Consider the following 12,432-nt stretch of genomic DNA (forward strand, 5'->3'; position numbering starts at 1 on the left):
AAGGCTAGCGTGTTGCCTATGAATATAACTAAAGAAGGCTGTTCCTCCCAGAGGAATAGCCTTCTTTAGTTACTTTTCGAGCAATGAAATTAGTCTTTGCAGCAGAACAGGCTCTTCCTTGCGGAACTGCTCCAACCGAAGTCTTACCTTCGCAAACACACCCTTGTCTTCACGAATTTCATGACGAATGTATTGATCCCTTAGCTTCATTGCCCTAGTGGTTATATCCTGATAACCATTCACAAGTTCTTCGTCGTAAGGGATTATCCCCTCATCTATCAAGTAGGCAATCCGTTCACTCATCATTTTTTTGTGCTCCCAGAGTACATGAAGATGCCTCACATCGTTACGGTCACCCAGCCGGGGATCATTGCTCTCTACGGCATCATAGTACACTTGCAAATAGTCATAGACGTTAATGCCAAAAGCCTGTTCTTCGTCAGGAATGTAATTGATGCGGTTCAGATGGGTCTCTCCGTTCAGATAGTCGTGCAGCTGGTCGAGCGCTACAATTCGATCAAAAGGATACGGGGAATGCGGTTCGTATTTGTAAAAATACGTATGATGATCTGCGGTGAGTCCCTCTCTCAGCAGATGTCTCATGGAATGGACAGCATCCAGGAAATCTGTGAACGAAATCTGTACATTGCGGTAAACGCCTGTATGGTCGAACATAGAAGCATCAAAAACACGTTTATCCCAATCGAAACCGTATAGAAAAAGATGATGAGGAAAAGGTTCTTGCTGATAAGCCGCCGCTGGCGGCAGCTGAGCTTCATCCAAAAACACAACGCAATAATAACCGCTGCGAATCTGATCTGCGAAAAATTGAGGCCAGGCGTCCAGCGCCAAGTGCTCCAGAATCGTATAATTCACAGAGCATGTGAGTAGAAATGGATTATTGAAATTCAGTTCGTTGGGTTTGCCCCGGAAAAAATCGATATAAAACTGTCTGCCATCCTCCAGAAAGGTTTTCTTGCAGGACAACTGAATGAAATTGCTGTAGTACCAAGGGATTGTTTCTTCATGTGCACTGGTAATTGAAAGTGTGTAAGCCCATCGCAAAAATCCTTTAAGCGGCGGATTTAACACGGGCAGTTGAACAGCATTCATTCTTTTTCCCCCTTAACTGCTTGCACTGCTATATCCCTTCACAGCCTGTTTCCAGAGCAATCGTATCATTGTGAAAAGTATGAGCGAACCAACCAGTGTAAGTCCTGTATAGAACCAGCTGAGCTGTCCCAGCAGGAACATCGGTCCGAAATTGGTAATCAGGAACAGCGGAATGACAAAGGTACCGATCCGCCGGACCCAAGTTGGGTATATCGCCATTGGAAAATTGTTGGCGTCCCAGGCGGAATGGGCAATCTCCGACGCAGAGCCCGTCTGAACGAACCGAAATGACAGCAATGCAGGGATAATCATTAGACAGTATGTGATGATAACGGAGACAAATAACAGCAGCATAAACCCGGCTAGCTGGAGAAACGTCAGGGGTATGTCCATGGCATGCCAGCCAATGCCAATCATGACGAAACCAACCAAAATATCAGGGATTGGCAGTGCCAGATCGACATAACGCAAGGAAGCCATAAATTGAAGAGAAACCGGCTTCGTTAACATTAGATCAAGTGAGCCGTCCTTAATATATTCCGGAATTTTCGTAAAATTGGTGAAAAACAGTCCGACATATATTCCTGTCACCACGGTGTGCATGCCTATAAATAGAAGCAGTCCTTCTGGCGGTATGCCGTCGACATGAAGATCGGTGCGGAACACAACGAGTACATATAACAGTTTGGCGAGCAGGTAGACGGATTCCACCAGCAGGCTCATCATGAAATTGCCTCGAAACTCCATCTGGGCAATGAGACAATTTTTGATGAACATGCCGTATAAATGCACGTATTTTCTCATGGTTCTAAACATATGGAATCCCCGCTACCCCCCAACCGCTGAATATTTCTTCATGGATATCCGCCACGTTAAACGGGATAGCCATAAGAACAGGAGTATCCACCCGCACTGGATGAGCAATCCCTGATACATCGCTGCCGCTTCCGTTTTGCCGCTGAGCACATTAACCGGAAAATAAATCGTATACGGAAACGGCGTGTACTGAAGTGCCCCCACAATTGAATCCCCGAAAATCTCCAATGGGAACATGCCTCCGCTCAGAATATTCACCAGTAGGCTCGTAATAACGAAAAAGTAAGAGATTTCGTTCAGATAAAAAGCACTTGCACAAATGCAGTAGGAGATCAAGAAATTGAGCAAAAGCGCTCCCGACAGCGAGACAACGAACAAGACCAGCCGTATGATCTGGAACTCAAGCACACCTCCGGCAGATGAAATCCAGATAATTGCGACGAACAGCATCGCTGTAACGCCGTAATAGATCGCCTTCTGTCCAAAAAAGGAAACTAGCCGATACCCGAAGTAGCTGACCGGTTTGATCAAATACTTGTTGAGACCTCCGTTTTTGATATCGTCGACAATCTGATGCTCGAACTGGGTAGCGATCAGTTTGGATACCAAGCCTGCCAAGATGGTATACAATATGATTTGATTGTATGAATACGAGAACAGCGCTGCTTCTCCAGAATGTTGGTACACCGCTGTCCATATAAAATACTGGACAAGAATGGGAAACGCAGCTCCGAGTAGACCGAGAAAGAAGTGAAATCGGTATTCCATCGATTGCTGCACACCCATCGAAAAAACAGCCGTATACAATTTGCGTCCATTCATCCGACCGATTCCTTTGCGTAGAGCATGGAAATACTTTCCTCGATTGGAACGTCCTCGATCGTCCAGTCAACGATCGGAAACGAATCGAGCACAGCGCGCGACACTTCTTTTAGGCGGTGTTTGGGCAGCTCCAGAACAATGCTGTACTCGTCTGCGCTGATTACTTTCCCGAATTTGGTCAGCCGCTGCTCGGCCACCGGCTCCGAGAATCGCAATTTCACAATTTTGTGTTCACCAAACAGATCGTTAATCTTGTGAAGATTCCCGTCATACAGAAGACTTCCTTCGTTAATGATAATTGTCCGCTTGCACAGATCCTCCACATCTTTCATGTAGTGGCTCGTCAGCAGGATTGTTGCGCCAAACTGCTCATTATAGTATTTCAGAAATTCCCGCACCCTCTTCTGAGAGGGGAAATCCAGGCCGATCGTTGGCTCGTCGAGATACAGCAGTTTGGGCCTGTGGATCAGAGCGGCGATTAGCTCCATTTTCATACGTTCACCCAAGGACAGCCTGCGAACCTGCACATCCAGCAGGTCTTGCACATCAAGCATTTCCGACAGTTCGGCAAGACTTCGACGATAGATATCATCCTCGATGTCATATATACATTTGTTCAAATAAATCGAATCACTGGCCGGAAGGTCCCACCAAAGTTGATTTTTCTGACCCATTACAATGGAGAACAGCCGTTTGAATTCGTTCTTTCGCTCCCAAGGTACATAGCCAAGTACATCGGCTTCTCCACTTGTGGGATAAAGGATGCCTGATAACATTTTGAGCGTTGTGGTTTTGCCTGCTCCGTTCGGACCCAGAAATCCAACGCACTCTCCAGGGCCGATATCAAAGGAAACAGATTTGACCGCTTCCTTCACAAGTGATTTGCGAGCAAACAAGTTTTTCAGTGAATGTTTGAGTCCTGCTTCTTTCCGGTAATATACAAATGATTTGTGCAGTTCCCGTACACGGATAAAGTCCATCCCCGCTCCTCCTGAATGATTGCATGTTTTCCCATATTGGGCGGATTAAAGTTAAAGCGATTAAACTCCGTTGTTATACAGAAGCACGCATTTGGAGCAAATTGGTGTCAGGCCGCAGGCCAGAACCTCGCGTTGTTTTCGCAGATCCTCACCATGGAAAATATCTGCCACACTTTCTTCGTATAAATTACCGACACTGAACTCTGGAAAAAATTTGCATGGATTGACTTTACCGTCTGGCATGACGTCCATCCGGTTCGAGATCGAGAAACACTTGGTCCGATTCATGGCCGGCTTTTCGCTCCCCCGTATAAAACCTTCTACCTCTTCGGGCTCCAGCGCAGGCTGATAGCGGATACGTACATTCCACACACGTGAATTAACTCGTTTAAATTCCTCGATTAATGTTTCGAAGCGGTCCGGTGAGATATGGAACGTGAATGAGTGCCAGCTGTTCTTGTGATCACTTGCAAAGCGGGAGGCAAGGTGCGGAAAGTGGGCATCAAAGTAGGTGTCCATTTTTTCCGCCGTATCGGAAGGGATGTACCATGGGAAGCAGAAGTACACGGAATCAACGCCCAACTCTTCAAAGAATTCCATCAAGCTGTACAGCTGGTCCACCATCTGGTCATTTACGGTCAGAGCTACGGACACTTTACCTTTGTATAAGCCCTGCTTTTGCAAATCCAGCAGCAGCTGTATAGCGTGAATTACTTTTTTGAACGTGCCTTTGCCCCGAATCGCGTCATTCTCTTTTTCGAATCCTTCCAGGCTGACCAGCATAACTAAATTCTTAGACATTTTCAAAATGGAATCCAGCTTTTGTTCAATGAGAATCGCGTTTGTGCAAATGGTCGTATGCCGGTCTTCCTTCGCTAGCAGCTCTGCCAGTTCATCGAACTTGGAATAGAATAGCGGTTCTCCGCCCCACAGGAACACACGAGATTTGCGTTCTCTCGTTTCGGCGAGCAATTTCTCAACGACGGGAATCTCGATTTCGTCTCTCTTTACTTCACTGGCAAAGCCGTGATGGAAGCCATCTGGATTCCACTCAAAGCAATGCTTGCAGCGCAGGTTACAGCCGTTATTAAGCTTGATTCCGATCTCATAAGGCACGGGTGCGGCATACGTCGGGTCCTCCCGGCGTTTCCTTCCCGTTTCTGCGAGCGGAACGAGGGTTCTTTTCATATTTTGGAATGTCAGCTTATCAAACGTAACTGCTGTTTTCGGCTGCATACGTTTTCCTCCCCAAATGATTGATTTTTGATCGCTGCTCCAGTAAACGTCTGTGCATTTCTTCGAGATGTTGTTCCGAGTAATCTAGGGCCTTCCATTCCGCGAACCGGATACCGAAACCACAGGATTGCCAATAGTTTGAATTCTGAAGCTCATGATCGCCGAAAGGCTCTAACATGACAAAAGGTATCCCGTAGGACAGCGAATCGTTCAGTGTCGCTCCTCCCGGCTTGCTAATAATAGCAGCGCAATTGCGCATAAGGTCCGTGTAAACAGAGTAATCTCGGAGCGGAATGGCCCGGAGAATGCCATCTTCACGCACATAACGGATCATTGGTGGAAACGAATGCCGCCCCTGGGCATCCCGACTCCACGGATTCCATGATGCCTCCGTTCCGAAATAGCGTGTCCTCCCATCGTCCTCCTCCACCTCGGAAAGATCGTAGACGATCACATCCAGCGGATAACCGAGTTGACGAAGCTCTGCAATCGTTGCCGCGTACGTCCCAATTCCCCAGCCGCCGCCATGGATCAGAATGCGTCCGTCACGCTGTCCATATGGGAGGAATTCTTTTTCATCTGAGGCAATATAACAGTCTGGAGACAACCTTGAAGACTCGTAAAGCCAGACGTTATCGTAGTCCGGATACAAGGACTTGTGTACTTTAAACGATGGCGTATCGCACACATCCATACGAATTAGCTGAATATCCAGAGGCTTGTGCGCAAGGGCTTTGTACCGCTCCAGGATCGGCAGCCAAAAACCGGTAAACACAGCAAAATGAGATATACCCTTACGTAACCAGGATTCCAACAAGAACTGGACTTCCTCTTCATTCAGGGAAGAGTCTACAGGCTTGGCCAGTTTATGGCCCATAAGGGCAACGGAGAAGTCGGCATGGAATGCTTTTTTGGTGGAATGAATCTTGCATCTGATTTCTTCATGGTACAGGTTCTCCAGAACGTGAACGTCCGTTCTAACACCTCTATCTTGCAGGTAGGTGTGCAGATGCATAGCCGGAATATATGCACCAAGCGAATTGCCCGATGCAAGCAGGGTAACCGAAGATGAGTTCATGCGCAGCCTCCGCATTCCAGAATTTAGTTGTACACTTTAATGGACAAGTCAGCGAGTACCTGCCTCAGGCTCACGATCAGTTCACTGCGATGTTCGTCGTCACGGCCCACGACCGAGATATACAACCGTCCCTTGGGCATACCACGGTGACTCTGGATTCCCTCGGAAATACGTTGAGAGGCCATAATACTGTTCACCATTACAGTGTTAGATGAAATAGGTATAATTCCGTACTCACCTTGACCTCTCAATAGAAGACCGGATACCTGCAAAGCGTCCAGTAAACTTCCAAACGTAAAGCCTTCAGGTAGACCGAGAGATAGAAAGGTAAGCAGGCCGCTATGGCCGTTCGCTTCCCAGCCTTTATCGAGATAAGCATTAATGAGACCCATAGACTTTCGCGCGTTAATCTCTACAATGGGCACGATAACCCCGTCCTCCAGAATCATGGAATCGAAGCAAACGAAACCATGGTACCCGTCCTCGAATAATACCTGAAGTGCCTTTTCCATCGTATCAAAATAACCCTCGTTCTCCAGCAGAAGGAGCAAAGACTCATCTGCTCTAATAGAACCGCCGTAATTCTGCTGCTGATTCAACATACGCTGAACCGAAAGAAACTCTCTCTCACCGCTCTTATGAATGAACCAATGTGAGCTGAAATCGATCGCTTTTCTTAGCAGTGGTTCCAGCAGGAATTGCGAGCGCAGTCCTCTCCTCTCCTGCTTGTCCAGGTGCTCTGCTATCCTTCGTTGCATGGCTTCATTTTCAATGAGCATGTTGCCCTTGCCGGAAACACCGAATGGATCTTTAAGCAAATACGCCCCTCGCTTCAGCAGCGTATTTCCGACAGCCTGCACTTCTCCTGCACTGTTCACTTCCGTGCCATAACACTTCTCTCCGATCCTGGTCAGGAGTCGGTTGGAGTACAATTTGGAATTTACATGCTTAACCGTCTCAAGGTTGGGCAAAGAACCCAACAATCCTTCGGCATGCAAGTATTCCTCCATATCAGCCGTAATGGCATAAGGTGAGAGATATTTGACGTTCTGGGTCAAGCTCTCTTCACGCTGTTGATTGTCTGAAACAAGACTGAACATGCACTGCTTGAAAGTGTCCGGTTCGGGTAAGGACCCCTCTTCATCGTTCAAATCAAAGTGATAACGGGTACGAAAGGAAAAACCTAACCCGTTCAGATACTCGTACAGCTTTGGATTGATTTTGCAGCGGGTGTAGAGGATATCGTCAGGCCCGCAAAATGGAAATAACAGCTCGTCCATACATAAGACAATGGTTTCCCTCTCCTTATCAGGCATAGCCGGTAACTTGGCTAAGTTCGGGTCCCTCCATCGCGTTTCTGGATCAAATGTCCCCATGACGATCGCTGGAATCCCCATGGCCTCACTTCTGGGCATCTTCATACAATAATTGCTCATGCGACTGGCAGCTTTTCAGAAAGGTTATAAATGTGTCAATCGACTGGAGATGTTCATAATCGAATTCGTCATAGTCAATGATTACGTTTAACTGATCCTCGACTTTGAGCATAAATTGAATCATTTGCAGAGAATCGAGACCAATATCATTATTTAGCTCCGTTGCTGGGGACAGGGATTGGCGCAGTTCCGGTTGGTCTTCTTTGATAGCGCACAAAATATCTACGATTTTATCGTACATAACTACACTCCTTATAAAGTGATAATTCTGTGAGGGTGCAACCGAACTTATTACGCTTACAGAGACCATTCAAAACAAAGCTGTTTGGAATTCTCCCCTCCTCTTCGATTCCAAATTTACAATTATTATCTTTATAATGACATTTTATGTCAAGGGATAAAAACCAGTGATTTCGCATTCCCAACAAGCCTTCCAGAAACTAAAAAACCGCTATTTTAGCGGCTTCCCAGCGGCGGCCTTTCTCATTTCGTTTTGGACGATTTTCTCCCTTTGATCAAATCAAGACAAATTGTTAAAATTTATGTACTAACGTTAGAACCCATACATTTTATAGAAAATGAGGCGAGCACATGATTGAAATTACGATTGAATTGGTACGTCAATTAATCGATAGTCAATTTCCGAAGTGGAAAGGTTTAACAATAACACCCGTGGAAAAAAGTGGGCACGATAACCGCACTTATCGATTGGGTGACGAAATGACGATTCGTTTACCGAGTCACGAACGTTACGCCTCTGCTGTTGAAAAAGAACTGAAGTGGCTTCCCATCTTCAAACCTCTGCTGTCCTTGCCCATTCCAGCTCCCATTGAACAAGGCGAGCCTTCGGACGAATATCCCCTTCCCTGGTCGGTCAACCGATGGATTGAAGGCGAGACTGTCTCGTATGCCAACGTACTTGATCTAAGTGTATTTGCCGAAGACCTCGCAAAATTTCTGAGAGAGCTGGAAGCCATCGATGCTAGCCATGGGATTCCGGCAGGTATTCAAAATTTTCATCGCGGCGGCGACTTGGCGGTTTATGATACAGATACAAGGACCGTCATTGAAAAGGTATCCGGCCAGTACGATCCAAAGCTCCTGACTGAAATATGGGAGCTTGCCCTTGCAACGAAATTTCAAGCGTCACCGTTATGGCTCCATGGTGATGTAGCAGTAGGTAATCTGCTCGTGCAAGATGGACGGCTATGCGGAGTCATTGATTTTGGAACGATGGGCGTAGGTGATCCTTCTAGTGATCTTGTGATGGCATGGAACTTTTTTGATGATGTGAGTCGTGAGATATTCCTATGCTGCATGAATGTTGACCAAGATACGGTTGATCGTGCACGTGGCTGGGCTTTGTGGAAAGCACTCATCTCTTACGATTGGAACGAACAAGGCTCGGAAGCCTCGAATTGGGGAAAGCATGTATTAGATGTCATTATTCGTGACTATAAATCGCTATAAGCTTACGAATCTATCCAATCCCAACGGGTGCATAGTCCCGTGTTGGGATTTCTTTCTGCTTATCCGTAGATTTGTTATGCGTTTTATTTTAGCCATCCCATTTAACCTCTAAATCTTGCAATATTAAATACAAATCAGTGTTGACATTGAGCTTAGGACAAAGCAGTTCGTTATAACGGGTTGGTGAGATGACGTAGTGTAGATGCAGGTATGAACAGGGGAGCGTAAATTGCTCTTTCTATTGTGAATTTTTCATATATTGAAATAATAATATGGTGTACGAAGAGAGGTGCAGATGAATAACTTTTGGGGCTACTCGATAAAATTCTCCCTTCATTCTTGGATGGAAATATGGTGGAAGCATATGCTTCTTCATGGACATCGCCAGCACGCTTTTACTGTTGTGAACTTTTCATATATTGAAAATATAAGGTTGTTGCCAATAAAAAAGCCGCCTTTAAGGCGACTTTGGCATAATTTCAAGCTATTTTTTAGTTGGAAGAATCAAGTTCGTCCAGTCCAGTCAGCTCCCGCAATTTCTTTCCACCGTTCTCTAATTTCGTCATATAACTCCTTACTCAGAGCTCCTTTGGCGACCAGGTCAGCATTTTGCTGCCAACGGTTAGGTTTGGCTGTACCCACAATTGCCGTATCTACCCCTTCTGTACTGAGCGTAAAACGTAATGCGATTTCAACGGCTGCTTGTGCATTTTCGCTCAGAAAACCATAACCAAGTTCATTCAAGCGTTTCCAGTATACAAAGGGATATGCTTCTTCCGGAAGCGAGTCATACGTCCATGCCGCATTGGCAATAGGCCGTTTAGCAATAACGCCCATATTTCTCTTTCTCGCTTCAGGCAGCGTCAGATCGATGGCTTCCTGATCGGCAATGTTCAGCGAGGTTTCCAAGCTGTCGAACACGCCTGTCTGAATGGCATAGAGGGCATCCGTTGTATCGCCGCTATATCCAATAAACCTTGTTTTCCCAGCTTCCTTGGCTCGTTGCAGCACTTCAATGACCGCTCCTTGCCGAAGTACTTCTTCTGAGCAACTATGAAGATGGATTACATCAACGTATTCCGTTTTAAGTCTTCTAAGACTACGGTCAATCGTTTCCTCTAATACTTTGGCGTCCCAATCTGGGCCATCTACCCCAGCGGCATGTCCACATTTGGTAAACAAATAATAATCGTCTCTTCGATGTGATAACACATCTCCAATTAACTCTTCACTATCCCCATAACATTCAGCCGTGTCAATGACGTTTAATCCTGCATCCAGCGCACTGTTAAGCAATATTTCTACATCTGCTTTGGATACGTTCCTGCCGATCTCCGCTCCACCAAACCCTAGTGTACTTACTTTCATGCCAGTGTTTCCGTAATTACGCAGTTCCATGGATCAATTCCTCCAAGCTTCGTGAATTTGGTTACAGATAATGAAAGTTCATATAGTACAAAGTAGTCCTCGGTATGTATTACCCTTATGTTGGGTATTACACCCACTTGTTCATCTTACTTTATATCCTCCATCACCGATACATCCGTTGAATCAGGTTACGAAAAACTGACTCGGGTTCCCCAGTTCAGGATGAAATTTCTCACGAAAGCGGCCTCCTGTGTATTCGCCTATGATTTTTCGCCAGAACGCCTGAGCAATGACATTGTTGCGAACCTGGGTTACTTTCCACCTTCCCGGAAAACGTTCAAACAGTTCATAAGCTGCCCGGGTGCCAACTCCACTACGCCGGTATTTCTGCATTACAAAAAACTCGGTCAAATAGTAGTCATTATCTTTGCTGCCTGGTTCACATCGCTCTATCAACGCAAACCCGGCCGGTGCCTCATCACTCGTAATCAAAAAAGGAAACTTACGGTCCTCCTCTGACCAGAAGGCGTCCAATCCGGGATATTCCGGGAAAATACCGTTACTATCCACATCAATATTCAAATATTTGGTAAAGTCATACAGATAAAATTGCATTAAGTGCCGAATCACCTGACTGCGTTCCCGGGGAACCAGCTCTATTTTTATATTCATCCGGTTCACCTCCTCTGCTCTACTTATAACTCATACTTTAAAGCTTTACACCGCCAAGGGCAAGGAAGCATGAATCTGCTTATTCCGGTTCCGTGAACAGGCTGTGACGATCTAAATATGGTAAACTAGGATATAGCATATTATAGAAATAATTTTAACATGGGGGTGCCGAACTTGACCAATGTGCAAAAAGAGATCGACCGACGCAAGCTGGATGACAAACTGCCTTCCATGCCCTGGTTCGTTCAGCAATTCATTGACTATAAATTACCCGACTTATCTCCTTCTACTCTGCTTGAATATTTAAGGGATTACGAAGCTTTCTTTGGCTGGTTGCGCGCGGAAGGATTATCCGAGGCAAGCTCCAATAAGGAAGTTACATTGACTGAGCTAGAAGTACTTCGAATGGAATCAGTAACATCTTATCGATTATTTCTGGCCACCAAGCGTGAAGGCGCCAACTCCAGAATCACGGTATCCCGTAAGCTTTCATCGCTGCGTTCACTCTTTCATTATTTGAGTCAGATTGCAGAGGACGAAGACTTCTACCCCCTGCTGAAACGAAACATTATGGCGAAAATTGAGATTAAACGTACCCACAAGCCCAAAGATACAGCTGCCAAACTAAAGGGTAAACTTCTGGAAGAAGAAGAGTTACTGGAGTTTATCGGATACATCCTTGAAGGATACGCCGTGGATATGGAAAAGAACAAACAAGCACTTTACTCGCACGAGCTTAACAAAGAACGGGATGCCTGCATCGCCAGCCTCATTCTGAATTCGGGTTTGCGTGTATCTGAAGTGGTGAACCTGAACGTGGATGATCTGGATCTGAATAACAAGCTGCTGTATGTATATCGCAAAGGTAATAATGATGAGACGTTTAAGACGCCTGTGTATTTTAGAGAACAAGCCAAAGATGAACTCGCAACCTATATCAATCTGCGCCAGTCACGTTACCGCACACCCAAACGGGAAAAAGGGCTGTTTATTGCACTTCGTAATGGAGATTCCGAAGGAAGTCGGATGACCAAACGAGCCATACAAGCCATGATCATGAAATACGCCAAACAATTTGGCAAGCCTTACCTGACTGTGCATAAATTGCGCCATTCTTTTGCGACCGACTATTATTTGCAAAATGATATCTATAAAACCAAAGAACAGCTTGGACACGCTTCTACGGAAACAACCGAAATTTACGCACACCTCACGGATAAAACGATGTCTGAAGCCATTGAACGTCGCGCTGACGATGGAATGTAGCCTACTTATTGCTTTTCACTCAACATTGAATCAAATCTTTACAAGATATCAAACGAACTTAAAAAAAGCGATTCTTTCAGGAAAATGTCCTGCAAGGATCGCTTTTTCTATTTTTTAATTCATTCGCAAAATTAATGAAAACATACTTTTTTCCTTACATTTCACATCATTCAGT

The 12,432-nt window shown here is 45.5% G+C and carries 12 protein-coding genes; 2 read left to right on the forward strand and 10 right to left on the reverse strand.

Annotation, left to right across the window (positions count from 1 at the left end):
• Positions 1–69 precede the first annotated feature (69 nt).
• From MHB49_RS20480 to MHB49_RS20515, 8 genes are read right to left on the reverse strand one after another with little or no spacing between them, the layout of a single operon-like run.
• A complete protein-coding gene (locus tag MHB49_RS20480; RefSeq protein WP_405152792.1) occupies positions 70–1,113 on the reverse strand; it encodes a hypothetical protein in 1,044 nt (347 codons plus the stop codon).
• Positions 1,114–1,125: 12 nt separating this feature from the next.
• Positions 1,126–1,917, reverse strand: a complete 792-nt coding sequence (locus MHB49_RS20485; RefSeq protein WP_405152793.1) for an ABC transporter permease — start codon at positions 1,915–1,917, stop codon at positions 1,126–1,128.
• A gap of 24 nt (positions 1,918–1,941) precedes the next feature.
• The gene (locus MHB49_RS20490) at positions 1,942–2,751 is read right to left on the reverse strand and encodes an ABC transporter permease (RefSeq protein ID WP_405152794.1); all 810 of its coding nucleotides are present in this window, start codon (positions 2,749–2,751) and stop codon (positions 1,942–1,944) included.
• Positions 2,748–3,731, reverse strand: coding sequence for an ATP-binding cassette domain-containing protein (locus MHB49_RS20495; RefSeq protein ID WP_405152795.1), 984 nt, complete (start codon positions 3,729–3,731; stop codon positions 2,748–2,750). Before MHB49_RS20495 ends, MHB49_RS20490 begins: the two co-directional genes overlap by 4 nt.
• 60 nt (positions 3,732–3,791) lie before the next feature.
• Complete coding sequence (locus MHB49_RS20500; RefSeq protein ID WP_405152796.1) at positions 3,792–4,967, reverse strand: radical SAM protein; 1,176 nt, start codon at positions 4,965–4,967, stop codon at positions 3,792–3,794.
• On the reverse strand, positions 4,939–6,045 hold the full coding sequence (locus MHB49_RS20505; protein ID WP_405152797.1) for a hypothetical protein: 1,107 nt from the start codon (positions 6,043–6,045) through the stop codon (positions 4,939–4,941). The genes MHB49_RS20500 and MHB49_RS20505 overlap by 29 nt, the downstream gene beginning before the upstream one ends.
• A 23-nt stretch (positions 6,046–6,068) precedes the next feature.
• Positions 6,069–7,466 carry a hypothetical protein gene (locus tag MHB49_RS20510; protein ID WP_405152798.1) on the reverse strand — a complete coding sequence of 466 codons (1,398 nt, stop codon included), beginning with the start codon at positions 7,464–7,466 and terminating at the stop codon, positions 6,069–6,071.
• A complete protein-coding gene (locus MHB49_RS20515; RefSeq protein WP_405152799.1) occupies positions 7,447–7,722 on the reverse strand; it encodes an acyl carrier protein in 276 nt (91 codons plus the stop codon). Before MHB49_RS20515 ends, MHB49_RS20510 begins: the two co-directional genes overlap by 20 nt.
• 350 nt (positions 7,723–8,072) lie before the next feature.
• Here MHB49_RS20515 and MHB49_RS20520 point away from each other — a divergent pair, with 350 nt between their 5' ends.
• Positions 8,073–8,951, forward strand: a complete 879-nt coding sequence (locus tag MHB49_RS20520) for an aminoglycoside phosphotransferase family protein (protein WP_405152800.1) — start codon at positions 8,073–8,075, stop codon at positions 8,949–8,951.
• 504 nt (positions 8,952–9,455) lie between these two features.
• Here the strand turns inward: MHB49_RS20520 and MHB49_RS20525 are convergent.
• Together MHB49_RS20525 and MHB49_RS20530 are read right to left on the reverse strand one after the other, a co-directional pair.
• Positions 9,456–10,349 carry an aldo/keto reductase gene (locus MHB49_RS20525; RefSeq protein WP_405152801.1) on the reverse strand — a complete coding sequence of 298 codons (894 nt, stop codon included), beginning with the start codon at positions 10,347–10,349 and terminating at the stop codon, positions 9,456–9,458.
• A gap of 153 nt (positions 10,350–10,502) precedes the next feature.
• The gene (locus MHB49_RS20530) at positions 10,503–10,991 is read right to left on the reverse strand and encodes a GNAT family N-acetyltransferase (protein ID WP_247897975.1); all 489 of its coding nucleotides are present in this window, start codon (positions 10,989–10,991) and stop codon (positions 10,503–10,505) included.
• A gap of 159 nt (positions 10,992–11,150) precedes the next feature.
• Here MHB49_RS20530 and xerS point away from each other — a divergent pair, with 159 nt between their 5' ends.
• Positions 11,151–12,257 carry a tyrosine recombinase XerS gene (gene xerS, locus MHB49_RS20535; RefSeq protein WP_247897976.1) on the forward strand — a complete coding sequence of 369 codons (1,107 nt, stop codon included), beginning with the start codon at positions 11,151–11,153 and terminating at the stop codon, positions 12,255–12,257.
• Positions 12,258–12,432 lie beyond the last annotated feature (175 nt).

The sequence above is a fragment of the Paenibacillus sp. FSL K6-0108 genome, from assembly GCF_045040695.1.
Classification (GTDB): Bacteria; Bacillota; Bacilli; order Paenibacillales; family Paenibacillaceae; genus Paenibacillus; species Paenibacillus pabuli_B.